This window comes from Kitasatospora sp. NPDC048540 (assembly GCF_040651175.1).
Classification (GTDB): domain Bacteria; phylum Actinomycetota; class Actinomycetes; order Streptomycetales; family Streptomycetaceae; genus Kitasatospora.
The window spans coordinates 1-25,860 of sequence record NZ_JBEZIR010000096.1 but is presented as its reverse complement, the minus strand read 5'-3'; the positions used below and the strand labels follow the sequence as shown (position 1 = coordinate 25,860).

The 25,860-nt window shown below is 75.4% G+C and carries 14 protein-coding genes, 1 pseudogene and 1 riboswitch; of the genes and pseudogenes, 5 read left to right on the top strand and 10 right to left on the bottom strand.

The window, feature by feature from the left end; all coding sequences use genetic code 11:
- Positions 1 to 81: 81 nt before the first annotated feature.
- The gene (locus tag AB0D08_RS29465) at positions 82 to 2,244 is read left to right on the top strand and encodes a LuxR C-terminal-related transcriptional regulator (RefSeq protein ID WP_359893102.1); all 2,163 of its coding nucleotides are present in this window, start codon (positions 82 to 84) and stop codon (positions 2,242 to 2,244) included.
- A gap of 495 nt (positions 2,245 to 2,739) precedes the next feature.
- Here the strand turns inward: AB0D08_RS29465 and AB0D08_RS29460 are convergent, their stop codons facing one another.
- The 3 genes from AB0D08_RS29460 to AB0D08_RS29450 are packed head-to-tail and all read right to left on the bottom strand — an operon-like array spanning position 2,740 to position 11,617.
- Positions 2,740 to 2,964, bottom strand: a complete 225-nt coding sequence (locus tag AB0D08_RS29460) for an MbtH family NRPS accessory protein (protein ID WP_199520312.1) — start codon at positions 2,962 to 2,964, stop codon at positions 2,740 to 2,742.
- Between the two features lie 26 nt (positions 2,965 to 2,990).
- Entirely contained in the window at positions 2,991 to 8,411 is a 5,421-nt protein-coding gene (locus AB0D08_RS29455; RefSeq protein ID WP_359893099.1) for an amino acid adenylation domain-containing protein, read from the bottom strand.
- A gap of 14 nt (positions 8,412 to 8,425) precedes the next feature.
- Positions 8,426 to 11,617 carry an amino acid adenylation domain-containing protein gene (locus AB0D08_RS29450; protein ID WP_359893096.1) on the bottom strand — a complete coding sequence of 1,064 codons (3,192 nt, stop codon included), beginning with the start codon at positions 11,615 to 11,617 and terminating at the stop codon, positions 8,426 to 8,428.
- A gap of 482 nt (positions 11,618 to 12,099) precedes the next feature.
- Between AB0D08_RS29450 and AB0D08_RS29445 the strand changes: the two genes are divergently transcribed.
- Both AB0D08_RS29445 and AB0D08_RS29440 read left to right on the top strand, forming a co-directional pair.
- Positions 12,100 to 13,119, top strand: a complete 1,020-nt coding sequence (locus tag AB0D08_RS29445; protein WP_359893093.1) for a class I SAM-dependent methyltransferase — start codon at positions 12,100 to 12,102, stop codon at positions 13,117 to 13,119.
- Positions 13,119 to 15,089, top strand: a complete 1,971-nt coding sequence (locus AB0D08_RS29440) for an FAD/NAD(P)-binding protein (RefSeq protein ID WP_359893091.1) — start codon at positions 13,119 to 13,121, stop codon at positions 15,087 to 15,089. The genes AB0D08_RS29445 and AB0D08_RS29440 overlap by 1 nt, the downstream gene beginning before the upstream one ends.
- Before the next feature lie 49 nt (positions 15,090 to 15,138).
- On the opposite strand, the gene AB0D08_RS29435 is transcribed toward AB0D08_RS29440, so the two are convergent.
- The 4 genes from AB0D08_RS29435 to AB0D08_RS29420 form a co-directional block, all read right to left on the bottom strand.
- On the bottom strand, positions 15,139 to 17,430 hold the full coding sequence (locus AB0D08_RS29435; protein WP_359893088.1) for an NB-ARC domain-containing protein: 2,292 nt from the start codon (positions 17,428 to 17,430) through the stop codon (positions 15,139 to 15,141).
- A gap of 714 nt (positions 17,431 to 18,144) precedes the next feature.
- Positions 18,145 to 19,287 carry a sulfite oxidase gene (locus AB0D08_RS29430; RefSeq protein WP_359893085.1) on the bottom strand — a complete coding sequence of 381 codons (1,143 nt, stop codon included), beginning with the start codon at positions 19,285 to 19,287 and terminating at the stop codon, positions 18,145 to 18,147.
- Positions 19,288 to 19,313: 26 nt separating this feature from the next.
- Positions 19,314 to 19,607: a hypothetical protein gene (locus AB0D08_RS29425; RefSeq protein WP_359893082.1), complete on the bottom strand. Its 294-nt coding sequence runs from the start codon at positions 19,605 to 19,607 to the stop codon at positions 19,314 to 19,316.
- Between the two features lie 55 nt (positions 19,608 to 19,662).
- Positions 19,663 to 20,469 carry a VOC family protein gene (locus AB0D08_RS29420; RefSeq protein ID WP_033818976.1) on the bottom strand — a complete coding sequence of 269 codons (807 nt, stop codon included), beginning with the start codon at positions 20,467 to 20,469 and terminating at the stop codon, positions 19,663 to 19,665.
- 224 nt (positions 20,470 to 20,693) lie between these two features.
- Here AB0D08_RS29420 and AB0D08_RS29415 point away from each other — a divergent pair, with 224 nt between their 5' ends.
- Together AB0D08_RS29415 and AB0D08_RS29410 are read left to right on the top strand one after the other, a co-directional pair.
- Positions 20,694 to 21,266 carry a universal stress protein gene (locus tag AB0D08_RS29415; protein ID WP_359893079.1) on the top strand — a complete coding sequence of 191 codons (573 nt, stop codon included), beginning with the start codon at positions 20,694 to 20,696 and terminating at the stop codon, positions 21,264 to 21,266.
- Positions 21,267 to 21,394: 128 nt separating this feature from the next.
- Positions 21,395 to 22,399, top strand: coding sequence for a magnesium and cobalt transport protein CorA (locus AB0D08_RS29410; protein WP_051811965.1), 1,005 nt, complete (start codon positions 21,395 to 21,397; stop codon positions 22,397 to 22,399).
- 30 nt (positions 22,400 to 22,429) lie between these two features.
- Here the strand turns inward: AB0D08_RS29410 and AB0D08_RS29405 are convergent, their stop codons facing one another.
- The 3 genes and pseudogenes from AB0D08_RS29405 to AB0D08_RS29395 all read right to left on the bottom strand — a co-directional run.
- Positions 22,430 to 23,596 carry a magnesium and cobalt transport protein CorA gene (locus AB0D08_RS29405; RefSeq protein ID WP_359893076.1) on the bottom strand — a complete coding sequence of 389 codons (1,167 nt, stop codon included), beginning with the start codon at positions 23,594 to 23,596 and terminating at the stop codon, positions 22,430 to 22,432.
- 368 nt (positions 23,597 to 23,964) lie between these two features.
- Positions 23,965 to 24,139: riboswitch (M-box (ykoK) riboswitch) on the bottom strand.
- A gap of 125 nt (positions 24,140 to 24,264) precedes the next feature.
- The gene (locus AB0D08_RS29400; protein WP_359893074.1) at positions 24,265 to 25,035 is read right to left on the bottom strand and encodes a hypothetical protein; all 771 of its coding nucleotides are present in this window, start codon (positions 25,033 to 25,035) and stop codon (positions 24,265 to 24,267) included.
- 49 nt (positions 25,036 to 25,084) lie between these two features.
- Positions 25,085 to 25,860 (bottom strand): annotated as a pseudogene (locus AB0D08_RS29395) (hypothetical protein); the annotation flags it as partial.

Sequence of the window (25,860 nt, the reverse complement as noted above, 5' to 3'; positions counted from 1 at the left end):
CCGCCCACCGATCACCCCACACCCGAACCCGGTCGGGCCGCCGCGCTTCGTACGGGCGGCAAGCAAGAGATGAGGCCGACGATGCCCACAGCACCCAGCCTGCCCGCCGGGACGGCCGGCGAACTCGACGAGTTCTTCGGCCGCGACGAGGACATCGAGCGGATCTGCCAGGCGGTGACCGCACGCTCCCTGGTGACCCTCGTCGGCGTCGGCGGCACCGGGAAGTCCCGGATCGCCCTGCGGGTGGCCCGGCGCCTCGCCGAGGGCCGCTTCACCTTCGCCGGCCTGCTCACCCCCGAGGAACTGGCGGACACCGCGGAGGTCGCCCGCCGGATCGCCGGTGCCCGCACCGCGGGCGGGCCGGTCCTGCTGGTGGTCGACGGATGCGAGCACGCCGTGCAGTCCTGCGCCCGGCTGGCGGCCACCCTGCTCGCCGAACACCCCGGCCTGCACCTGCTGACCACCGGCCGCGAAGCCCTGCGCACCGGCGGGGAACTGGTCCACCCGGTGGCCGGACTGCCGCTGCCACCCGTCCCCGAAGGGCTGCCCGACCTCGAGGTGCTGCACGCCTCGGACGCCGTCCGGCTGTTCCTGGACCGCGCCCGCAGCGCGGGCCGCAGCGTGCACCTGACCGCCGCCAACGCCGCCTGCGTGGTACGGATCTGCCGCGGCCTGGACGGCAACCCGCTCGCCATCGAACTGGCCGCCTCGCTCACCGCCGTGCTCCCGGTCGCGGACATCGCCGACCGGCTCGACCAGTGCCTGGACCTGCTCACCCGCGGCTACCGCACCGCCCGCCCGCACCAGCACAGCCTGCGCGCCAGCCTCGACCACAGCCTCGCACTGCTGTCCGGCCCCGCCCGCGAACTGCTCGACCAACTCGGGGTGTTCGCAGGTGACTTCACCCTGGCGGCGGTCGAGGTGGTGTGCGCCCGGCGCCCCGGCACCACCCGCTCCCCGGTTGACCTGCTGACCGAACTGGTCGACAAGCACCTGGTCACGCGCACCCAGGACTGGTTCCGGCTGCCCACACCGGTGCGCCACCTCGCGGTCGAGAACCTGCACCGCACCGGCGGCCACGAGGAGGCCGCCGCCACCCACACCGAATGGTGCGGCTGGCTCGCGGAGCGGATCGCCGCCGCGTTCGACGGCGGCGACGACCTCGCCGCGCTCGCCCTGCTCGGCCAGGAGAGCGAGAACCTCACCGCCGCCCTGCGCCGCGCGACCCACGCCGACCCGGCCCGGGCCGCCCGGATCGCCGAGGTGATGGTCCGGTACTGGCTGCGGCACGAGAGCGCAGCCCGCTACATCGCCACCCGCCCCTTCGGAACCCGCCCGCCGGCACCCGCCGACCGGTACGCCGCGGACCTGCGGGCCGCCCGCCACTGGCTGGAGCACCCGGCCGCCCGGACCGGCCCGCTGCCCCCGGCCGTCCTCGCCGTCCTGGAGGGCGACCACGAGCGGGCCCGCGCCGAACTGAACCGGCTGGTCCCGGAACTCGCCGCCGCCGCCCGCACCGTCGAGGAGGCGCTCGCCCGCTGCGCGCTGGCCGTCAGCCACCTGCTGGCGGGCGGCGACGGCGGGTACGAGGCGGCGGAGCCCGAGCTGTGCGCCGCCTCGGCGCTCTACCGCGCGGCCGGCGACGAGGCCGGTGCGGCCTTCGCCCTGGCCTGGCGGGCGCTGGCCGCCGAGGGACGCACCGGTGACCCGTCCGGCCGTCAGCTGCTCGCCGAGGCCACCGCGGCGGTCGCCGGGTGCGGCGACGACGCGATGGCCGCCGCGCTGATCGGGGCCAGGGCCCGGCTGCGGGCCGCCGAAGGACGCCACGCCCGCGCCCTGGAACTGGCCGGCGCCCAGGCCGCCGCCCGGGCCCCGGGCCGTGCGGACACCGGCGCCGCCGGATGGCGCCCGGACCCGGGACTGGCCGCCGCCTGGCGGCTGCTCGGCGAGCGCCAGGCCCTGGAGCACTGGGAGCACGGGACGGCCATGTCCCTGCGGGAGGCGCTCGACGTCGCCGCGGACGAGGTCCGCCGGCGTCCGGCGCCCGGCGCCGCGGTGCTCAGCCCCCGCGAGCTGGAGGTGGTCCGGATGGTGGCCAAGGGGATGACCAGTGTGAAGATCGCCCGCGCCTTCGTGATCTCGCCGCGGACCGTCGACACCCATGTGGACCACGTCCGTACCAAGCTCGGCCTGCACTCACGGGCCGAGGTCGCCGCCTGGGCCAGCAGCACCGGCATCGGCTAGCCCGGCCCGCGGCCGGCACACGGTCGGCCCGCGGCCCGCGCCCTTTCGGGCGAGGAACGCCGGGCACCGGACACCGGGTCCGACGTCTCCGGTCCGGCCGGGATCGCACCGCGGGCGGCCTGCCCGCCTGAGGCGCCCTCCTCCACCACCACCCGGCCTCCGTGCGGCCGTTCGCGGGTGGGGCGTGCGCGGTGCCCGCGCCGGGCTTCGGCCGTTGGGCTGTGCCCGGGCCGCCGACGCCCCGGCCTCCGGCCGTGGGGTGGACAACGGGTGCTCGGGTTGAGTCCGGCCTGCTGCAAGCGGCCTCCGGCCGTGGTGCGTGCGGCCGTTCGCGGGTGGGGCGTGCGCGGTGCCCGCGCCGGGCTTCGGCCGCTCGGCCGTGCCCGGGCCGTCGTCACCGGCCTCCGGCCGTGGGGTGCGCCCGGTCGGTCCGGGCCCGGTCCCGGCCCCGCGGAGGTGCTGCGGGGTTCGGACCTGGCCCGGACCGGACCGCGATCACTCCTCCGCGAGGGCGTCCAGGTGCCGCCGCAGGCCGGCCGGCCGGAGGTCGGTCCAGACCGCCTGGATGTGCGCGAGGCACTCCTGCTTGCTGCCGTCCTTGCCGGCGTCCCGCCAGCCGGGGGCGTTGTCCTTCCCGCTCGGCCAGATCGAGTACTGCTCCTCCTGGTTGACGACGACCTTGTACTGCCGGTCGTCCTCGTCACTGCTGTCGGCCCACACTGCTATCTCACCTCGGGTTCTCTCGTTCACTCACCGATACGGGTCACAAGGATGTCCGCGAGCCGCGCGACATCCGGCTCCTCGACGACGCTGTGGTGGTCGCCGGGGATCTCGAGCCGGGAGACCGTCCCGGCGGCGAACCGCGGCCAGTCGGCCGTCCGGTCGGGCTCGTCCTCGCCCGGCGGGCACACCACGGACAGCAGGTCGCCCGGGTAGACGGCGGGCCGGTAGGCCGCCGCGGCCAGCATGTTGGCCCGGTAGACCTGGTAGAGGCTGCGGACCTCGGGCAGCCAGTCCTCGCCCTGCTCGCCGCGCGAGTGCGCCAGCATCCGGGCGACCAGCAGCGCGATCCCCTCGCCGTCCAGGCCGTCCAGGTTCTGCTCCGACACCGGCCGCGCCGCGCCGCCGGGCACCGCCCGGGCCGCCTCCTCGGCGAACAGCAGGCCGATCGCCCGTTCGTCGGTGATCGTCGCGGTGGCCGGGGCGGCCGAGTCGATGGTCGCGGTCAGCGCGACCCGGTGGCCGGCCGCGGTCAGCTGCGAGGCCATCTCGAAGGCCACCAGGCCGCCGAAGGACCAGCCGACCAGCCGGTACGGGCCGGTGATGCCGTTGCGGTGCAGCGCGGAGACGTATCGCTCGGCCATCGCCGGGACGCTCTCCAGCGGCGCGCACTCCCCGGCCAGCCCGGGTGCCAGCATGCCGTACAGCGACACCGTGCCGCCGAGCCGCCGTACCAGGGCGGTGTATCCGCGCAGGTGCCCGGCGACCGGGTGGATCAGGACCACCTTGGGTGCGGTGGGCGAGGGTTCGGCCAGGACCAGCAGCGGGTCGTCCTCGTCGGGGCCGGCGGCGACGGCCGCCGTCCGCGCGGGGCCGACGCCCTCGTCGGTCCCGCCGTCCGCGACGCCCTCGCCGTCCGCCGCGGTGGCGCGGTGGACCGCGTCCTGCCAGTGGGCCGCCAGCCGGTGCACGGTGGCCGACGGGATCAGGTCCGCACGGTAGGTCCAGTCGGCCACCGGCTCACCGTCGGCGAGCCGGATGGACAGCCGCAGCGCCCGGCCGGTGTCCGCCTCCGCCGGATCGGGCGCGGCGGCCGGGTCCGGACGCAGCTGCGGCCCCTGCGGGCCGGCCGCCAGGTCCAGCGGCGGGCAGCTGAAGGCGAGTTGGGCGGGCCGGGCGGCGCGCAGGGTACGGGAAGTGGTGTCACTGCGCAGGTGCCGCAGGACACCGTGGCCGAGGCCGTGCCCGGGCACCGCCGCCCGCTGCCGCCGGACCTCCGCCAGCCGGTCGGCGATCCGCGGGGAGGCGCCGAGGTCGAGGTCGAGCGGGTGGGTGGCGTCGAACGGCCCGACGGTCCGCGCGAGGTCCGGCAGTCCCGTGACCGGCCCGCGGACCCGGCCCTCCAGGTCGACCCGGTGCCGGGTGGCGCCGGTCCAGTCGGCGACGGCGTCCAGGAACGCGGTGAGCAGCAGGTCGGCCGGGTCGGGGCCGGGCGTCCCGGCGGCGGCGGTCAGCGCCGCGGTGGCGGCGCGGTCCAGCCGGACCGAGTGCCGGGCGGTCCGGGGGCCGTCCTGCTCCCCGGACGGTTCCAGGGGAAGCGCGGCCACCGGGCCGGCCGCCGCGGCCGTCCAGTAGAGCGCTTCGGTGCGGGCCTGCGGCGAGCGGGCGTGGTCGGCGAGCGCCTGCGCGCCGGCCGCGAACGACGGGCCGCCGACGGGTGGCGGCACCGGCCGGCCGTCGGCGGCTGCGGCGAGCAGCCCGGCCAGGTCCGCGAGCAGGACCGGCCAGGAGGCCTCGTCCACCGCGAGCGGGTGGGCGGCCAGCAGCAGGAGGGAGGGCCGGCCGTCGCGCGGGTGCAGCGCCGCGTGCAGCGGCTGCCCGGAGGCGGGGTCGACGGCCGTGCGCAGGGCGGCCGCCGAGGCGGCCGGATCGGCCGGCCCGTCCGCCGAGGGACCGGCCACCCGCAGCGGTACCGGCAGTGTGCCTTCGGTCAGAGTCTGGCGCCAGGCCGTGCCGGAGCGTTCCACCCGTATCCGCAGTGCGTCGTGCCGGGCGGTCAGGGCGGCCAGGGCCTCGGCGAGCTGTCCGGCGGAGACCTCCGCGGCCAGTTCGAGGACCCGGACCCGGGCGGTCAGGGCGGTCGCCGGCTGCTGGAGCAGCCGGTGCTGGCCGGGCGTCAGCGGGACCTCGCCGCCGGCGGCGGGCTGCGCGGTGGCCGGGGTGCCGCCGGCCGGGGTGTCGGCCTGCAGGGTGGCGGCGAGCGCGGCGACCGTCTGGTGGCGGAACATGTGCCGGACGGTGAAAGAGAGTTGGGCGCGGCGGGCGCGGGCGACCACCTGGATGCTCAGCAGCGAGTCGCCGCCGAGGTCGAAGAAGTTGTCGTGGACCCCGGCCTCGGTGATCCCCAGCACCTCGCACCAGATGGCGAGCAGTTCGCGCTCGGTCGCGGTGCGCGGTGCGGTGCGGTCCCGGCCGCTGCGGTCCCAGTCGGGCTGCGGCAGCGCGTTGCGGTCCACCTTGCCGCTGCTCAGCCGCGGCAGGTCGGCGAGCACCAGGACGGCGGCCGGCACCAGGTAGTCGGGCACCCGGTCGCGCAGGTAGGCGCGGACCGAGTCGGCGGTCACCCGGCCGGGCTCGCGGCCGCGGACGTAGGCGACCAGCTGCGGGCCGACGGCTGCGGGACCGTCGGTGCGCACCAGCACGACGGCCTCCTCGACCGCCGGGTCGCCGCGCAGCACGGTCTCCACCTCGCCGGGTTCGATCCGCAGGCCGCGGATCTTCACCTGGGCGTCGGCCCGGCCGATGAACTCCAGCAGGCCGTCCGGGCGCCAGCGGGCCACGTCGCCGGTCCGGTAGAGCCGGCCGCCCGGGACGTCGGCGAACGGGTCGGGGACGAAGGACTCGGCGGTCCTGGTGGCCTGCCCGAGGTAGCCGAGCGCCAGCGGGGTCCCCGCGATGTGCAGTTCGCCCGGGACGCCGACCGGGGCCGGCTGCATCCGCTCGTCCAGGACGTAGATCCGGCAGCCCGGCATCGGGCGGCCGAGCGGGATGCGGACGGTCCCGGGGTCGCGCTCACAGGTCCACGCGGTCACCGCGATGGCGGCCTCGGTCGGCCCGTACAGGTGCAGCAGTTCGGCGGACAGCAGCCGGAAGAACTCGTCCCGCTGGCGGACCGTCAGGGTCTCCGCGCCGCACATCACCAGCCGCAGGCTGCGGCAGTCCTCGACGCCGGGCTCGGAGAGGAAGGCCTGCAGCATCGAGGGCACGAAGTGGGTGACGGTGATCTGCTCCCGGACGATGAGCTCGCGCAGGTACGCGGGGTCGCGGTGGCCGTCGGGGTCCGCCATCACCAGCCGGGCACCGGCCAGCAGCGGCCAGAACAGTTCCTTGACCGAGACGTCGAAGGTGAACTGGGTCTTGTGCAGCAGCCGGTCCTCGGGGCCGAGCGGCCAGTCCCGCTGCATCCACAGCAGGTTGTTGACGATCGCCCGGTGGCCGACGCCGACGCCCTTGGGCCGGCCGGTGGAACCGGAGGTGTAGATCACGTAGGCGAGGCCGTCGGGGTGCACCGGCAGCCCCGGGGCGTCGCCGCGGGCGGACTTCTCGGCCGGGCTGTCGCCGTCCGGGGTGAGGGCCAGTACGGGCACGCCGTCCCCGGCGGCCGCGGCCAGCCGGTCGGCGAACCGGGCCTGGGCGAGCACGGCCGGTACCGCGGCGTCCTCGAGCAGGTGGCGCAGCCGCGCCTCGGGGTGGTCCGGGTCGAGCGGGAGGTACGCGGCGCCGGCCTTGAGCACGCCCAGCACCGCGACGATCATCTCGACCGAGCGCTGCGCGCACACCCCGACCACCGAGCCGGTGGTCACCCCGGCCCCGCGCAGCAGCCAGGCGGCGCGGTTGGCGCGTTCGTCGAGGGCCCGGTAGGTCAGGGTCCGCTGTCCGTCCTGGACCGCGACGGCGTCCGGGGTGCGCCGGGCCTGCTGTTCGACCAGCAGGTGCAGGGCGGTGGCGCTCTCCAGCTCGCCGCCGTAGCTGTTCCACTCCACCAGGGTGCGGTGCCGCTCGTCCTCGTCCAGGATCTCGATCTCGCTGATCCTGGTGTCGGGCGCGGCCGCCGCGGCCGACAGCGCGGTGCGCAGGTGGTGGGCCAGCCGGGCGACGGTGCCGCGGTCGAACAGGTCGGCGTTGAAGGCGATGGCGGCCCGGCTGCGGTCGCTGCCGATCTTGACCCGGAGGGTCAGGTCGAACTTGGCGGACGCGTCCTGGCGCCGGACCGTCCGCAGGTCGACCCCGGGCAGCGAGAGCTGCTCCCCGTCGTCGCCCTGGAACGCGAACAGCACCTGCACCAGCGGGTTGTAGCTGAGGTCGCGGGCCGGGGCGAGCTCCTCCACCAGCTGCTCGAACGGGGTGCCCTGGTGCTCGAAGGCGCCCAGGCAGGTCTCGCTGACCCGTTCCAGCAGCTCGGCGAAGGTCGGGTCGTCGCGCAGGTCGGCCCGCAGTACCAGGGTGTTCACGAAGAACCCGATCAGCTGGTCGAGTTCGGGCTGCCCGCGGTTGGCCGAGGGGGCGCCCAGCAGGAAGTCCCGGCGGCCGGTGTGCCGGGAGAGCACCAGTTGGAAGGCGGCCAGCACGGTCATGAACATCGTGACCCGGTGGGTCCGGCGCAGCGCCCGCAGCCGGTCGACCAGTTCCTGCGGGAGGTCGAACTCGTACAGGTCGCCGTGGTAGCTCTGCAGGGCCGGGCGCGGCCGGTCGGTGGGCAGCTGCAGGACGGGGGAGACGCCGGCCAGCTGGACCTTCCAGTAGTCCAGCAGCGCGGCGGTCTCCTCGCCGGGCTGGCCGGCGGCCTGCCAGAGCGCGAAGTCGCCGTACTGGACCGGTGGTTCGGGCAGGTCCGGCTCGGTGCCGCGGACCCGGGCGGTGTACAGCGCGCTGAGTTCGCGGTTGAGGACGCCGTGCGACCAGGCGTCGAAGACGATGTGGTGCACGCACAGCAGCAGCTGGTGCCGGCGTTCGCCGAGCCGCAGCAGCCGGCCGCGCAGCAGCGGTCCGGCCGCCAGGTCGAAGGGGGTCCGGGCGTGCTCGGCCTGGGCCCGGGCCAGCTCCTGCTCCTGGTCCTCGGCGTGGCGCAGGTCCTCCACCGGGAGGTCGAAGCCGGTCCACGGCCGGACGAGTTGCCGGGGGCCGTCCGGGGTCTCCTCGAAGACCGTGCGCAGCGCCTCGTGGCGCAGCACGATCCGGCCCAGTGACCACTCCAGGGCCGCCACGTCGAGGTCGCCGGTCAGCTCGGAGACCATCGGCACGTGGTAGGCGATGGACTCGGGCTCCAGCTGGGCCAGGAACCACAGACGCTCCTGCGCGAACGACAGCGGCAGCGGGCCGCTGGTGCGGCGTGGTTCGATCAGGCCGGTGGCCGTCGGCCGGTGCTCGCGCTGGCCGGGGTCGTTCATCTGGGGGCTCCTTGTCAGTTGTCGACGGGTGTGGTGGCGGTCCGGCCGTCCCCGGGGCCGGCCAGCAGCGGGGCGAGCCTGGCGATGGTCGGGGCGGCGAACAGCGTGCCGACGGTCACCCGGACGCCGAGGACGGCGGTGAGCCGGGCCGCGGCCCGGGCGGCGAGCAGCGAGTGGCCGCCGAGCTCGAAGAAGTCGGCGTGCACGCCGATCTGCTCGGTGATCCCGAGCACCTCGCCCCAGACCGAGGCCAGGGTGCGCTCGGTGGCGGTCCGCGGCAGCTGGTCGGCGGCGACCGCGGAGCGCGGCGCCGGCAGGCTCTTGCGGTCGATCTTGCCGTTGGACAGGTGCGGCAGGGAGTCCAGGACCTCGATGGCGGCGGGCACCAGGTAGTCGGGCAGCCGCTCGCGCAGGTACCCGCGCACCGCCCGTTCGGACGGGCCGTCGGTGCGGGCCCGCAGGTAGGCCACCAGGCGGGTGCCGAGTCCGTCGGTGCGGACCACCACCACCGCCTCGGTGACGCCCGGGTGCTCCCGCAGCGCCGCCTCCACCTCGCCGGGCTCGATCCGCATGCCGCGGATCTTGACCTGGTGGTCCCGCCGGCCGACGAACTCCACCGCGCCGCCGGGCAGGCGGCGCACCAGGTCGCCGGTGCGGTACAGCCGACCGCCCGGCCGTTCGCCGAACGGGTCCGGGACGAAGCGCTCCGCCGTCAGGTCGCCGCGGCCGGTGTAGCCGCGGGCGACCGGGGTGCCGCCGATGTGGAGTTCGCCGGTCACCCCGACCGGGACCGGTTCCATCCGCTCGTCGAGCACGTAGTAGGTGCAGTTCCAGACCGGTCCGCCGATCGGGGTGGCGCCCGTGGTGCGGTCCACCCTGGCGGTGGAGGCGTTGGCGGTGGTCTCGGTGGGGCCGTAGACGTTCCACACCTCGGTGTCCGGGAACACCCGCCGGATCCGGTTGACCAGTTCGCGGTCCACCCGCTCCCCGCCGAGCAGGAACCGCTTCAGCCGCCCGGTCAGGGCCCGGTGGGCGGCCGGGTCGCCGAACTCCAGGATCGCCTCGCACAGCGACGGGGTGCAGCCGACCACCACGTCGGTGCCGCGGCCGGCGAGCTGCCGGGTGAGTTCGGCCGGGTCGCGGACCACCTCGGTCGGCAGCAGCCACGCGGTCCGGCCGTTGAGCAGCGGGGTGAACAGCTGCTTGAGCGCGCCGTCGAAGGTCAGCCGGCTGATCACCGGGGTGGCGGGGTCCGGGTCGGGGATCAGGACGCCGCGCACCCAGGCCAGGTAGTTGCGCAGGCTGCCGTGGCTGACGGCGACCCCGTTCGGGCGGCCGGTCGAGCCCGAGGTGAAGATGACGTAGGCCAGGCCGTCCGGGTGCACCGGGACCTCGACGGCCGGCACCTCGCGCCCGGCGGCCTCGTCGAGGCCGCAGTCCTCCAGGCGGAGCGCCGCGCAGTCGAGGCCGGCCAGCCGGGGGAGCAGCGACTGCTGGGTGAGCACCAGCGCGGCCGCCGAGTCGCCGATCATCAGGGCCAGCCGCTGCGCCGGGCTGTCGGCGTCCAGCGGAACGGCCGCGCAGCCGGCCCGCAGCACCGCCAGCACGCTCACCACGAAGTCGGGTGACGGCTCCAGCAGGATGCCGACCCGGGTGTCCGGCCGCAGGCCGCGTTCCAGCAGCCGCCCGGCGAGTGCGTTCACCCGGCGGTCCAGTTCGCGGTAGGTCAGGGTGCGGCCGGCGCATTCGACCGCGGGTTCCCCGCCCCGTTCGGCGGCGTGCCGGGCGACCGCGCGGGCCACGTCCTCGGTGTCGGGCAGGTCGATGCGGGTGCGGTTGAACCCGGCCAGTGCCTGCTGCCGTTCCGCGCCGGCCAGCAGGGGCAGTTCGTCCACCGGCGTGCCGGGCCCGGCGGCCATCGCGGTCAGGACGGTCAGCCAGTGCCCGGCGAGCCGGACCACGGTGGCCCGGTCGAACACCTTGCTCTGGTAGGTCAGTGTCAGCCGGACCCCGGCGGCGGTCTCGGCCACCTGGCAGGCCAGCTCGAACGGGGCCAGGTCCTCGCCGCCGTCCAGCAGTTCGATCCGCAGTCCGGCGGCGTCCGCCGGCTGCGGGCCGGCCGGCTGCGGTGAGCACACCACCTGCAGCAGCGGCATCCGGCCGGGGCTGCGGGCGAAGTCCAGGGCGTCCGCCAGCCGGTCGTACGGGAAGCCCGGGTGTGCGGCGGCCTCGGCGCGGGACTCCCGTACCCGGCCGAGCAGTTCGGTCACCGTCGGGCGGCCGCGCAGGTCGGCCCGCAGCGGCAGCAGGGTGTCGTGGCGGCCGACCGCCGGGCGGCCGGCCGGGCTGTGGACCGTCCCGACCAGGAAGGCCTGCTGCCGGGTGTGGCGGGCGAGGACCACCTGCAGTGCGGCCAGCAGCACGTCGAACGGGGTGCAGCCGGCGTCCGCCGCCAGCGACCGCAGGGCGGCGCTCTGGTCGGCGGTGAGCTCCACCGTCTCGCGTTCGCCGCGGAAGTCGTGGTTGTCGCGCTGCGGGCGGTCGACCGGCAGGTCCAGCAGGGCCGGGGCACCCGCCAGAAGCCCGTGCCAGTACTCCTCGTCGAGCCGGCCGCGGGACGGCTGCGCGGTGACGGGCTGCGCGGGGGCGGAGGGTGCGGCGGATCCGGCGCCGGCGGCGTAGTGCCGCACCAGCGAGGCGTGCAGGGCGGCGCGCGAGCGGTCGTCGCTGCGCAGCCGGTGGGTGCTGATCATCAGCACGTGGTGGTCCGGGGCGAACCGCACCAGCACCGCACGCGCGGCCGGTGCCACGGCCGGGTCGAAGCGCCGCCGCCGTTCCCGTGCGGCCAGCTCGGCCAGGACCACCGCGGGCTCGCCGGCCGCGTCGACCAGCGACAGCGGCGGCGACCAGCCCGGCACCGGCGCCTGGCCGGCCACGCCTTCGCGGGTGGTGAACACCGCTCCCAGCGAGGGGTGTTCGGCGAACAGCGCGGCGAGCGCCGAGCGCAGGACGGGGAGCTCCAGTGCGCCGCGCAGCCGCATGAACACCGGACTGGTGTGGATCGGCAGTTCCGGGTGGTTCCGGTCCAGCCACCACCAGTACCGCTGGGCGGCCGTCAGCGGCCGGAAGGCGGGCTCGGCGACGGCGGGCTCCCGCCGGCCGGCCGGGCCGGCCTCCCGCGGGGCCGCAGTTGTCTGCTCGGTCATCGCCACCATCCGTGTCAGGGCCGTCCGGGCGGCCGGTCCTTGGTTCGGCGGCGCCCCGGCCCTCGGCCTGGGCGCCGGCCGGCCGGGGGTGCCGCACTCGTCCTCCGCAGCCAAACAGGCGGGTGGGTCGGCCGGCATCGGTGGATCACCGTACGGTCGGGCGGCGGCGATACCGTACGGTCCGCCCTGCCCGGTTACGGTCACCGTGGCCGCAGGCCGCTCGGCGCGGGTCCCGCGGCCAGCCAACGCCCAGGTGGGAGGGGGTCGCTGAGGTGTAATCAGGGCGGCGGGCGGGGCCCGGTACGGCCTCGGCCGGCCCTGGCCGCGCCGGACGGCCGCGGTTAGCGTCCGGGACGACGAACCCTTCGAGGACCTTCCACCGCCACCGTCCGGCGGCGGAACGCGGCACCCGTCCGCGGGCCGCCCCCGACGGCCGGACCTCCTTGCTCTTTGGCGTAACGACGGAGAAAGCGAGGCGCGCCATGGACACCACGGCGACCACCCCCACCAGGGGAGACGACCTGCCCGCCCAGCTCGAACGGCTGGGCCGGGAACACCCCCGGCTCCTCGACCGGCTCGACCAGGACCTGGTCGCGGCCTGGGCCGAGGACCTGCGGCGGGCGGCGGGCGGGCGCGACGACTTCGGGCCCGCCGCCGCGGGCGGCCGCGGCGAGCGCTACGTCCGCGCCCAGCAGGACCGGCTGATGACCCGGGCCCACGGCATCGACCAGCTGCTGCGGCTGATCTGCGACCCGGCCGAGCAGCGCGGACAGGTGGTGCTGGACCTGCTCGGCGGCGACGGCCTGGTGCGCCGGGTGGCGGGGCGGACCGGCCACCACGGTCTGTCCATCATGACCTGCGACCTGTCCCCGCTGATGGTCGAGGCCGCCTGGGAGGCCGGCCTGCCGGCGGTGCTGCAGAGCGCCTCGCGCCTGCTGTTCCGCTCCGGGTCGGTCGACGGCGTGCTGCTCGCGTACGGTACGCACCACCTGCCGGAGTCCGACCGCCTGCTCGCGGCCGAGGAGTCGCTGCGGGTGCTGCGCCCGGGCGGGGTGTTCGTGATGCACGACTTCGAGGTCGGCGGCCCGATGGACGTCTGGTTCGAGCAGGTGGTGGACCGGTACTCCGCCACCGGGCACCGCTTCGCCCACTTCACCCGGGAGGAGCTGACGGCCTGCCTGGACAAGGCGGGGTTCGAGGACGTCCGGGTGGTCGAACTGGCCGACCCCTACCGGGTGGTGGCCGACTCGCCGCGCGCGGCGGAACTGGGCATGGGCCGCTACCTGCTCGACATGTACGGGCTGGTCGGCCTCGAGGACTCGCTCGGCGCCGAGCGCGCCGAGGAGTGGACCGTGCAGCGGGCGCGTGAGGTGTTCGGCGTCCCCGGGCCGGACGGCGTCCGGCCCGTGATCGAGCCGCGGCGCGACCCGGGGACCGGCGGCTGGCACCTCGAGGTGCCGCGCCGGGCCCTGGTCGCCGTGGGCCGCCGACCGGAGCGGTGATGGGCGGCCGGCCGTTCTCGATCGCCGTCATCGGTGCCGGGCCCCGCGGCCTGTCCGTCCTGGAGCGCCTGTGCGCCCGGGAGCGGACCGCCCGGCGGCATCCCGAGGTCACCGTCCACCTGATCGATCCGTACCCGCCGGGCGCCGGGGCGGTCTGGCGCACCGACCAGTCCCGCCACCTGCTGACCAACACCGTCGCCTCGCAGATCACCGTCTACGCGGACGACAGCGTGCTGATCGACGGCCCGGTCGAACCGGGTCCGAGCCTGTACGAGTGGGCGGCCGCCCTGGTGCGCGGCGACGGGCAGGGCCAGGACGACCAGACCCTGGCCGAGGCCCGTGACCTGACCCCGGACTCCTACCCGAGCCGGGCGTTCTACGGCTGCTACCTGCGGGCCGCCTTCGAGCGGGTGACCGCCCGCGCGCCCGGCCACGTCCGGGTGCTCGTGCACGCCGCGCGCGCGGTGGCCGTCGCGGACGCGCTCGGCGTGCCGGGCGGCCCCCAGCGGGTGCGGCTGCAGGACCGCAGCTGGATCGACGGGCTGGACGCCGTGGTGATGGCGCAGGGCCACCTGCCCGCCCGGCCGACCCGGCAGGAGGAGCGGACCGCCCGGCTGGCCCGTGCCCACGCGCTGACCTACCTCACCCCGGCCAACCCGGCCGACGTGGACCTGACCGTGATCGCCCCGGGCGAGCACGTCCTGCTCCGCGGCCTCGGGCTGAACTTCTTCGACTACGTCGCGCTGTTCACAGTGGGCCGCGGCGGCACCTTCGTCCGGGCGGAGCCGGCCGGGGCGCCGGGCGACGGGCCCGGACGGCTGGTCTACCGCCCGTCCGGGCAGGAGCCGGTGCTGTACGCCTGCTCGCGCCGCGGCATCCCGTACCACGGCCGCGGCGAGAACCAGAAGGGCCCGTACGGCCGCCACCTGCCGCGTCTGCTGACCCCCGAGCGGGTGGCCGGGCTGCGCCGCGGCGGCGGGCTGCGCTTCCGCGAGCACCTGTGGCCGCTGATCGCCGCCGAGGTGGAGGCGGTCTACTACGGCACGCTGCTGGCGTCCCGCGGCCGGGCGGCCGAGCGCGAGTCGTTCACCGCCGAGTTCCTGGCGGTGCGCCCGGACGGCGCGCACGCCGGGGTGCTGGACCGTTACCGGATCGACCCCGCCGAGCGCTGGGACTGGGACCGGATCACCGCCCCGCACCGCGGCCGCGAGTTCGCCGGCCGCGAGGACTACCGCGCCTGGCTGCTGGACCACCTGGCCGAGGACCTGCGGCAGGCCCGCGCGGGCAACGTCGCCAGCCCGCTGAAGGCCGCCCTGGACGTGCTGCGCGACCTGCGCAACGAGGTCCGGCTCGCGGTCGACCACGCCGGCCTGGACGGCGACTCGCACCGGGATGACCTGGAACGCTGGTACAACCCGGTCAACGCGTTCCTGTCGATCGGACCGCCCGCCGCCCGGATCGAGATGATGATCGCGCTGATCACGGCGGGCGTGCTGGAACCGCTCGGCCCGGTCGACGGGATCGAGGTCGACACCGGCCTCGGCCGGTTCACCGCGGCCTCCGCGGCCGTGCCCGGGCCCGCGGTGCGGGCCACCGCGCTGGTCGAGGCCCGGCTGCCCGAACCGGACCTGCGGCGCACCGCTGACCCGCTGCTGCTGCACCTGCTGCGCACCGGCCAGGCGGTGACCCACCGGGTCCCGTCGGCCGCCGGCGACGGCCACGAGACCGGCGGCCTGGCGATCGAGGAGGGCACCTTCCGCCTGCTCGACGCGCGCGGGTCGGCGCACCCGCGGCGGGTCGCCTACGGCGTCCCCACCGAATCGGTCCGCTGGGCCACCGCCGCCGGGATCCGGCCCGGCGTCAACTCGGTGACGCTGTGCGACTCCGACGCCGTCGCCCGGTCCGTGCTGGCACTGCCCGCGGCGGCGGCGCCGCTGCCGCGCACGCCTCGGACGGAGGTCGCCACCTGAGCCGGGCGGGCGTCCGCGGCCCCCGCGGCGGACGCCCGCCCACCGGCACTCAGCAGCAGCCCGACCGCTCCAGCGCCTTGCGCAGTCCGTCCACCCGGGGGTCGTCCAGCTCGCCGTAGGTCTCCAGCGCGGCCGACCAGGACACCACCGCCCGTTCCTTCTGGCCGAGTTCGAACAGGATGTCGCCCTGCCGGGCGAACGCCTCCGCGGCGCCCCACTCGTCGTTGATCCGCCGGTGCAGGTCGACCGCCAGCTCGGCGTAGCGCAGCGCCTGCTCGCTGTCCCCCCGGGTCAGGTAGATCGCGGCCATCCGGATCAGGCTGCGCCCCTGCCGCTGGTAGTCCCGGATCTCCTCGCTGATCTGCAGCGAGTCCCGGGCGGCGGCGAGGGCGGTGTCGGATCTTCCGGTCCGGTTGTCGATGTCGCACAGGGTGCCGAGTGCGGCGGCCTGGCCCTCGTGGTTCTCGACCTCGCGGAAGATCTCCAGCGCCTCGGCGGCGCAGGCGTACGCGCCCGCCAGGTCGCCGGTGTCCCGGACGTTGATCGCGTACCCCTCCAGCGCCCAGCCCTCCCCGCACCGGTCGCCGAGTTCCCGCAGGATCTCCAGCGCCTCCTCGCAGAGCCGGCCGCACCTGGCGCTGTCGCGCAGCCACCAGTAGGCGTAGGCGAGATGGGTCTTGACCCAGCCGAGGGCCTGCGCCCAGCCGGTCTCCTGCGCGGCCCGCTGGGCGAGTTCGTGCGTGGCGACCCAGGTCGACCAGGGCTTGCGCAGGATCAGGTAGTCGAACAGCCGCAGGGCCAGCACCACCACGGTCTCGTGGAACCCGTGTTCCGCCGCCAGTTCGGTCACCGGCACCAGGTTCGGCAGCTCGGCGTCGCACCAGCGCAGCGCGGCCACCTCGTCGGCGAACGGCGCGGGGTCGATCCGTGGGTCCGCGGTCCGCGGCCGGAGCCAGTTCAGGCTGGAGCGGAACGGTGCCAGCTGCAGGTGGGTGGCGGTCACCATGCCCACGTACCAGTCGGTCATCCGCCGGACGGCCCGGCGGCAGTCCTCCGCGGTGTCGTCCGCCCGGGAGCGCTCGGCGGCGTACAGCCGCAGCAGTTCGTTCAGCCGGTACCAGCCGTCGTCGTCGCGCTCCAGCAGGTGCATCCCGTGCAGCTTCTCCAGCAGCGACGCGGTCTGCGGCACCGGGCGGCCGACCAGGGCGGCGGCGCACTCGCGGTTCAGCCGGACCCCGGGGTGCAGGCTCAGCAGGCGGAAGGTGCGCCGGCACTCCTCGTCCAGCTGCCGGTACGACCAGGAGAAGACCGCCCGGACGGCGATCGCGTCGTCCGGGGAGAGCAGTTCGAGCAGTTGCCCCTCGGCGACCAGGTCGTCCAGCAGCCGGCCGAGACTGAGGGTGGGACTCATCAGGATCTGCTCGGCGACGATCCTCAGCGCCAGCGGGAGGTGGCCGCACAGCCGGGCCAGCTCGCCCAGCGCCTTGGCCTCCCGGTCCGCCCGCTGCGGGCTGATCACGGTGCGCAGCAGCTGGCAGGACTCCTCGCCGGACAGCGGTTCGAGGGTGACCCGGCCGGCGTGGGTGCGGACGGCCATCGCGAACAGCCGGCTGCGGCTGGTGACCACCACCACGCACTCGCTCGACCCGGGCAGCAGCGGTTCGACCTGCGGGAAGTCCGCGGCGTTGTCGAGCACCACCAGGATGCGCCGGCCGGCCAGGATCGAGCGGTACAGCCCGGCCCGCTGGTCGGTCCCGTCGGGTATCTCGCCCACCGGCACGCCGAGCGCGACCAGGAACTTCTCCAGTACGTCCTCGGGCAGCACGTGGGCGGCCTTGCTGGAGTAGCCGTGCAGGTCGATGTAGAGCTGTCCGTCCGGGAACTGCGGTGCCACGTCGTGCGCCCAGCGCAGCGCCAGCGCGGTCTTGCCGACGCCCGGCGGGCCGTCGATCGCGACGACCCGGGGGACGCCGGTGCGCACCGCGCCAGTGAGGGCCGCGTCGAGCTGTCCGAGGGCGGCCTCCCGGCCGACGAACCCGGCGGTGGCGCCCGGCAGTTGGGCGGGCCGGACGAGATGGGCGGCGACCGGCGCCGGGGCCCTGTGGGCGGCCGGGTGCGCCGCGGCCAGGGCCACCAGCCGGCCTCCGGCCTGGAGCACCTCGTCGCACCGGCGGGCCAGGTCGGCCGACGGCTGGCGGCCGTTCTTGATCTTGCTGAGCCAGCCGGCCGTGTATCCGACCCGCTGGGAGAGTTTGCGCCAGGAGAGCTGACGTTCGATCAGGAGTGCTTCCAGCTCCTCACCGAACGACCGTGCCCCCGCCGGCCTGACCGGATCCTGCATCCCCCGTGGCCCCGTCATCAGATCTGACGGCCGGCCGGTGTGCCGCCGGTGCGCGGTTCGGCCGGGCCGCCCCGGCGTGCGGCCTGGCGTGCTCGCCGATGGGGATCGTGCGGCCGGTGGACCCTGGCTTGCGTCATGCGGCTGGTTCCTTTGCTGTGGCAGGTGCTGCGCGGGTGCGCGCAGGGACGCCGACACCCGTCCGCACCGCCGCGCCGACGCGGCGGGGTGCGATGGGTGTGCAACGGACGGCCGCCCCCGCTGGCTTTCCGGTTTCTTTAGCTGGATATTGCGCTTATTTATGAATGGCGATAATTGTTCGACTTATCGTACGCCATCGTAACCCGCCCATAGTGGGGGTGCAAGGCAATTAGGTGTGTACCCGTCAAATGAGATCGGATGATTTGACCGGTTCACCGGGTTTTGGTGGAGCTCCGACCCTTTGGAATTCTTTGTCCGGTAAGGTCCGGCCCGCATGGTCCCATTTGCCGGTCTCCCTTGGCCTGGAGGGCCGGAGATGCCCGGCGCGCCCGGTTTCATGAAAATCGCCGGGCCGGGCCGGATGTGGAATGGGAATGCGTTCGGCCGGCCCCGAATGGCGGCCGGAACGCTCGGCGGCACCGGATCGTGCCGGACCCCACCGAATTCCTGTGTTCCGTTTCGGCGGGTGCGGCCGGCCGCACCGAATCCGCGGGCCGCCCCGCCTCGTCGACCGGGTCACAGACAGACCACGGGCACCCGCTGGACCGCGTTGTTGCCGAAGCCGCCGCGGTTCCATTCCGCATCGAGCGGCTGGCCGTGCTGCGCGGCGTCGTGGGCGCGGGCACCGAGCCGGTGGCGGCCGGGCGTCGCGGTCCACGGGTAGTGCCAGTGCCGCCAGGCCCACGGGTGGCGCGGGTCGGCCGGGGCGAGGTCGGCCTCGTGCCAGCTGCGGCCGGAGTCCGTACTGACCTCGACCCGGGTCACCGGGGCGTGCCCGGACCAGGCCCGGCCCTCCAGCAGGACCCGGCCGGGCCGCACCACCCGGGTGCGTGACATGAAGTCCGGCATCCCCGGCGGGACCAGCAGGGCCCGCGGCGCGATCCGGGTCACCAGCTCGCCGGGGTCGTCGGGGGAGCGCCGGTAGCGGTACGCGACGGCCTGCTGGAAACCGGTGAACGGGGTGTCGGTCAACTCGATCCCGCACAGCCACTTCACGCTCGCCATCCCGTACCAGCCCGGGACGACCAGCCGCACCGGGTGGCCGTGCTGCGGCGGCAGCGGCTGCCCGTTCATCGCGTACGCGACCAGCACCGGCCGGTCCTCGGCCAGCGCCACCGGCAGCGGCAGGCTGCGCCGGTAGTCCTGCTCGACCCCGCGCTCGATCCCGTGGTCGGCGCCGGTGAACACCGCCTCGACGGCCTCCGGCGCGGGCCGGGCCTGCGCCAGCAGCACCCGCAGCGGCACACCCGTCCAGTCCGCCGTGCCGACCGCGCCGTCCAGCCAGGGCTGGCTCACCGGCCGCGGCGACAGCAGCGCCCGCCCGTTGCCGGCGCACTCCAGCGTCACCCGGGCGGTGACGGCGGGCAGCGCCCGCAGCGCCGCGAGGTCCAGCCGCAGCGGGGTGCGGCAGCGGCCCGCCACGGTGAGCCGCCACCCGGCGTCGTCGGCGCCGGCGACGGCGACGGCGGGGATGTCGTAGTGGGTGAGGACGTAGTGCAGGCCCGCGGGTGTCACCTCCGCGCGCATGGCCTCCAGCGGCAGCGCGTGGTTGCGGGCGGCGAGCGCCAGCTCGTCCGCGCCGATCGCCTCGTCCGGTCCGGCGACCCTGGCCGGGCTGCTCACCTCGGCGGGGTACCGGCCGGGATGCCCGGCGTCCACCTGCCCATTCTCGCCCCCGGATGGGCTCACGGCCCGCCGGTGTCCGCCGTCATCGGCAGGACGGCGCCGTCCAGCTCCAGTTCGCAGCGCAGCTCCGGCGCGCCCGGGGCCGGGCGGTCGATCCGGACCAGGAAGGCGCCGGGGCGCCCGGGCAGCACCCCGCAGAGGGTGCGCGGCAGCCCGCCCGGCCCGTGGGCGCGGTGGAAGGCGATCTCCCGCCCGTCGACCAGCAGTTCGGTCTCGGTGATCCAGCCCGAGCGGATGTTCACCGTGACCGAGTGGCCCGCCCGGTCCAGGTGGAAGCTGTGACGACGGCGCACGGCACTCCGTCCTGCGGCGGGCGGGGCCGCGGCCCCGCCCGGTCGGCTCGGCAGGTCAGCCCTGGGCGGGCGGTGCGGGCCGCAGGACGACGAAGTCCGCGCCCGCCGGGTCGAGGCAGACGGCCAGCCGGCCGACGCCCGGTACGTCCTCGGGGCCCATCTGCACGCTGCCGCCGTTCCCGGTCACGGTGGCGACGGTCGCGTCGCAGTCCTCGACGGCGAACACCGGGTGCCAGTACGGCTTGCCGCCGTTGAGCGCCAGGTACTCGGCGGGCAGCTGCATCAGGCCGCCCTGCATCCGGTCCTGGCCGAGCCCCTGCGGGGTGATGATCCAGTACGTGCCCCCGTCGCCCGGCATCGGCATCGCCGCGGTCCGCCAGCCGAGCAGCTCGCCGTAGAAGGTCTTCGCCGCCTCGGCGTCGGTGGTGTACAGCTCGGTCCAGTTCAGCGTGCCCGGGCCGTCCACCGCCTCCAGGCCGGACCGGCCGCCGACCTGCTGCCAGAGCGCGAACTGGCCGCCCTGCGGGTCGGTGAACTGGCCCATCCGCCCGTCCTCGCCGGCGTCCATCGGGGCGACCCGGACCGTGCCGCCGAGGCGCTCGACGGTCTTGGCGGCGGCGTCCACGTCGGCGGTCTTGAAGTAGAGCATCCAGGCGGAGCGGGCCCCCTGCTCGGTGAGCCGGCCGATGCCGCCGACCAGCTTCCCGCCGTGGTGCAGGGCCAGGAACCCGCCGGTGTCCTCGCCGAAGGACTGCGTCTGCCAGCCGAACACGGCGGAGTAGAAGGCACCCGCCGCGTCGACGTCGGGCGCACCGAGGTCGAGCCAGACCGGGGAGCCCGTCGCAAAGTCAGTGGTGATCATGGTGTCTCCGTTCGCGGATCGCTGTCGGAGCCAGCCTGGCACCCGGTACGGACGGTCGCGCGTCGGCGCGGCGGGCCCGCCGCGCGGTGTGCCCGGCGGCCCGGGACGCCGTCAGGGAGGCGTTCGGAGAGCGGCACGCGCCGTCAGGGAAATGTCAGGGACCGGCCGGGAGGCCGCCCGAGGGCTTTGGCTGGACCCCGTTCGAACGGACGAAGGAGCGGGACATGGCGGAGCCGGGCATCGACGGCGCAGCGGTGGCGCACGGGCGTCGCATCGTGGTGGGTGTCGGCGGATCACTGGGCAGCCTGGCGGCGCTGCACCGGGCCGTCGCCGAGGCGGCCCGCACGGACGCCGAGGTGCTGGCGGTGCTGGCCTGGGCGCCGCAGGGCGGTGAGCACGGCTACCGGCTGGCGCCCTGCCCGCCGCTGCTGTCCCTGTGGCGCGACGCCGCGGCCCACCGGCTGGCGCAGGCGCTCGACGATGCGTTCGGCGGGATGCCGGCCGGGGTCCGGCTGACCGCCGAGGCGGTCCGCGGCGACACCGGCGAGGTGCTGGTGCGGACCGCCGACCGGGCCGGCGACCTCCTGGTGGTCGGGGCGGGCGGTGGTCTGCTCCACCGGGGTCTGCGCCCGTCGGTGACGGCGTACTGCGTCCGCAGGGCGCTCTGCCCGGTGCTGACCGTGCCGAGGCCCGCCCTCCAGCAGGACCTGGCCGAGCTGCACCGCCGCGGACGCCGGCACCTCGGCCCCGACGGGTGGCATCGGCGGCCGCCGGTCGGGCTGACCGGGAGCCGCTGAGCGGGGGCCCGCTGACCGGCGGTCCCGGCGGTCCCGCAGGTCCCCGCTTCGCCGACGGGGAGGCGGCGGGTAGGTTGGCGGGCCGAGGGCGGGCGGCACCGGGCCGGGTCCGATGGGGTGGTGGCGTGATGGACTCGCGGACGGTCGTGGACTGTGCGCTGTACGAGGACGGCCGCAGGATGCCCGGCGAGGTGGACCTCGCGGCCGTGGCCGGGCAGCTCGCCGAGCGGCCGGACCGGTTCGTCTGGATCGGGCTGTACGAGCCGACCGCCGAGCAGTTCGCCGAGATGGCGGGCGCGTTCGCGCTGCACCCGCTGGCCGTCGAGGACGCCGTCCGCGCCCACCAGCGGCCCAAGCTGGAACGCTACGGGGACACGCTGTTCCTGGTGCTCAAGACGATCGTCTACGTCGACCACGACCGGGTGACCGCCACCGCCGAGATCGTCGACACCGGCGAGATCATGGTGTTCGCCGGGCCCGGCTTCGCCATCGTGGTGCGGCACGGCAGCGCGCCGGGACTGGCCGGGGTGCGGCGGGAGCTGCAGTCCGCGCCGGAGCTGCTGGCGCTCGGACCGGTGGCCGTCCTGCACGCGGTCGCCGACCACGTGGTCGACCGGTACCTGGAGGTCGCCGACGCCTTCGAACGGGACGTGGAGGAGCTGGAGACCGCCGTCTTCTCGCCCGAACGCACCGACGACGCCGGCCGGATCTACCAGCTCAAGCGCGAGCTGATGGAGTTCAAACGCGCCGTGGTGCCGCTGGGCGGGCCGCTGAAGCGGCTGACCGACGGCTCACTGCCGGGCCTGCCGGCCGGCCTCACCGCCTACCTGCGGGACGTCGCCGACCACCACGCCCAGGCCAAGGAGCGGATCGCCGCCTTCGACGAGCTGGTCTCCTCCGTCCTGGACGCCAGTGTGGCCCGGCTGTCGCTGCAGCAGAACACCGACATGCGCAAGATCAGCGCCGGGGCAGCCCTGGTCGCGGTGCCGACCATGGTGGTGGGCATCTACGGCATGAACTTCGACCACATGCCGGAGCTGCGGTGGACGTACGGCTACCCGGCGGTGCTGGCGCTGATCGTGACCGTCTGCGTGGTCGCCTTCCGGGCGTTCCGCCGCAACGACTGGCTCTGACCGGCGCCCGCCCGGCCGCGCCGCCGCCCGCTACAGCCAGTCGCGGCGCTTGAAGACCAGGTACAGGCTGCCGCAGACCAGCGCCATCAGGCCGATCGCGAACGGGTAGCCGAACGCCCACTTCAGCTCCGGCATCTCGGTGAAGTTCATCCCGTAGACGGTGCCGATCAGGGTCGGGGCGAACAGGATGGCGGCCCAGGAGGAGATCTTCTTGATCTCGTTGTTCTGGGCGTGCCCGGCCTCGGCGAGCTGCTTCATCTCCTCGTTCTGGGCCTGCGAGACCAGGGTGGCGTTGACCGTGAGGATGTTCTGCAGCATCTGCCGGAAGCCGTCGACCCGCTCGGCCGCGGTGGTCGCGTGGTCGGCGACGTCGCGCAGGTAGCGCCGCAGCTCCTCGTCGGTGCCGTACTTCTCGAAGCCGGCCTCCAGGCTGCCCATGATGTCCAGCAGCGGGCGGGTGGCCCGCTGGAACTCGATCACCTCGCGGGAGAGCTCGTAGATCCGGCGGGAGACGCCGGGGTCGCCGCCGAACACCTCCGTCTCGATCTCGTCGATGTCGTGCTGCAGCCCGGCGATCACCGGCGCGTAGCCGTCGACCACCGCGTCCAGTACCGCGTACAGCACGGCCTCGGGGCCGAGCGCGAGCAGCTCGGGGTCGCCCTCCAGCCGGCGGCGGACCGCGGACAGGTCGGGGGACTGCGAGTGCCGGACGGTGACCACGAAGTCAGGGCCGACGAACAGGTGGATCTCGCCGAAGTCGACCGCCTCGTCGTCGTCCAGGTAGCGGGCGGCCCGCAGCACCACGAAGAGGGTGTCGCCGTACCGCTCCAGCTTGGGCCGCTGGTGGGCGACGATGGCGTCCTCGACGGCCAGTTCGTGCAGGCCGAAGCGCTCGGCGGCCTCGGTGAGCTGGGCCTCGGCCGGGCGCAGCAGGCCGATCCAGGCCATCGTGCCGGGCTTGCCGGGGATCTGCTGGTAGATCTCGGCCAGGCTGCTGGGCGCCTCGACCCGGTGCCCGTCGCGGTAGACCGCGGCGTCCACCACGGACCGCTCCAGGGTGGTCGCGGCGCCCCGCTGCTCGGGCCTCGGGTCCATCGAGTGTTCGGGGGCGAGCACCACTTCCGGGCGGGGCGTGGCGGCGGGACGGCTGAACGGACGCTTGCTCGCGCGCACCGCGCGCACACGCCAGTCGGACATGGCAGGAACCTCCACGGATCGTGGTCCGCCGCGGACCGACGGCGCGCTGCCGCGCGAGGGCGGCGGGCCACGGGCAGGAAGGCGGAGAGGGGCCGCCCCGGCCGTGGCCGGGCACGCCCGCACGGCGGCGCACCCGAGGGCGGACCGCGGCGGCGGTCAGTCCCGGAGGGAGCCGGGGGCGGGGGACGTGCGGCGGACGGGGCACGGGACGCAGGACGTGAACGGGGTCATCCCGGGGTGGGGCCGACTTCGGCCCGGACTACTGCACTCCACCGCTCTCACCTCCTCGCCGCCGGGGCGCCCGCGGGGGCACCGGATCGCGCACACAGGAGATTCCCCCGGGCAGCACGGATACGCCCGCCGACCGGATGGCACCCCTGAACTCGTCAGAGCTTTGGCACGCCACGGCGTAGCACCCCTGGGGTGCAGCCACTTGGGGTCACCCCTTAGGCCGGGGAGACCTGTCCTGAACCTGGGCGTCTCTCGACGTCGTGGGGTCAGTGGCCTGTGTCCGTGGCGACGCCTCACCGAACGAGGTGCCTGCACAACTGCGCACCAGTCTAGCCCCGGCGCGTGGGGCCCCCGACCACCGGCGCCCCCCGCCGCGGTGCGGCGAGGGGCGTTGGTGCAGATCCGTTTCGCCCACCGGGGCGGCCGTCACAGGGCGGTCAGCTCGACCCGCCGAGCTGCGGGAACAGGTCCAGGAACGGCTGGGTGGTCACCGAGATGCCACGGCCGAACGGGTCGTCGAAGTCCCAGATCAGGAAGAGCAGGAACCCGATCAGCGCACTGAACACGCCCGCCAGGAACAGCTCGCGGCCGGAGCGGCGGATCTGCAGCGTGAAGATCATGCCGACGGTGACCAGCGCACCGACGATCAGGCCGAACCACACCACCCCCGGCATGGTCGGGCCGGTGCTCTGGCCGCGGGAGTTGCGGGTCTCGTCGGCGATCGCGATCCGGTCCAGGATCGGCTGGTAGGTCTGGGCCTCCAGGTCGTTCTGCGGGGTCCGGCCGGCGGCGTCCGCGCGCAGCTTGGCCAGCAGCTCGGTGCCGCGCGGTGAGATCTCGCCCTGCTCCTCCATGTGCGTCCACTCGGTGTCGACGACGAAGGACACGTACGCGTCGACGTCGGACCGCAGCTGGTCGCGGAAGTCCGCGGGGTAGACCTGGGCGCGTTCGCTCACCTCGTGCAGGGACTGTGCCTCCCGCAGGATGTCGTCCTGGGCCGCGCTGCGGGCCTCCCACACGCCCGCGATGGCGAGCCCCAGGACGATCGCGTAGACCACGCCGATCATCATCGTCATGTACTCGATGACGTCGGGGGTCTCCGTCGGGTCGTCGTCATCGGCGACCCGACGGTGTCTCAGTAAGACGACCGCCACGACGACGGCGCACGCCGCCAGCATGGCGATCGCCAGGGCCAACCACTCCGACATGGGCACACTCCAGTCCGGGAAATCGACGGTCAACGTGGTCGTGCCGGTCTCAGGACCGGCTGCTCCGGCCGCCGCGGGCGGTCCGTGAGCGGGGCTTGAGCGCCGCGGCGGCGAGCACCGCCGGGACGGTGACCAGCAGCATCGTGGTGGTCGGCGGCGTGCTCTGGTGCCGCTTCGGCTCCGGGGCGGGGGCCGGCGGGGGCAGCCGGACCGCCTTGGGCGCCGGCGGCGGCGTCGGCGCGGGCGCGGGCGGGCTGGGCTCCGGTACGGGAGCGACCGCCTCGGGCGTCGGCCGGCTGGGCGTGGGCGCCGGGGGACGCGGCGTGGGCCTGCGGGGCGGCGGCGGGGCGGGGGCCACCGGCGGTGCGGGCGTCGGCGTGGGGGTGGGGCTGGGCTTGGGGGTCGGCGTGGGCGTCGGCGTCGGTGTGGGGGTCGGCGTCGGCGTGGGGGTCGGTTTCGGGCAGGGCGGCGGGGTCGGCCTGGGGCACGGGTGGGGCGGTCTGCCCGGGTGGTGCCCGGGGTGGTGGCCGTCGGACCGGCCGAACCGGAGGTCGACGTCCACGTCCACCTCCACGTCGACCTCGAGGCCGCCCCCGTGGCCACCGGCCTGGACCGCGACGCAGACCTCGACCGCCGGCCCCGGCCGACCGCCGGGGTGCGGTGCGGGCCGGTCCTTGGCGACCGCGGTACCGGCCCCGCTCAGGATCGTGCACAGGGCCGCCACCCCGACGGCGGCGCCGGCCAGCCGGGCGCGGTGGCCCGGGGATGCCCCACCCGTCGATCCCGCCGCGGACCCCGACGGCGCGACGTAATAGCCATGTGGGC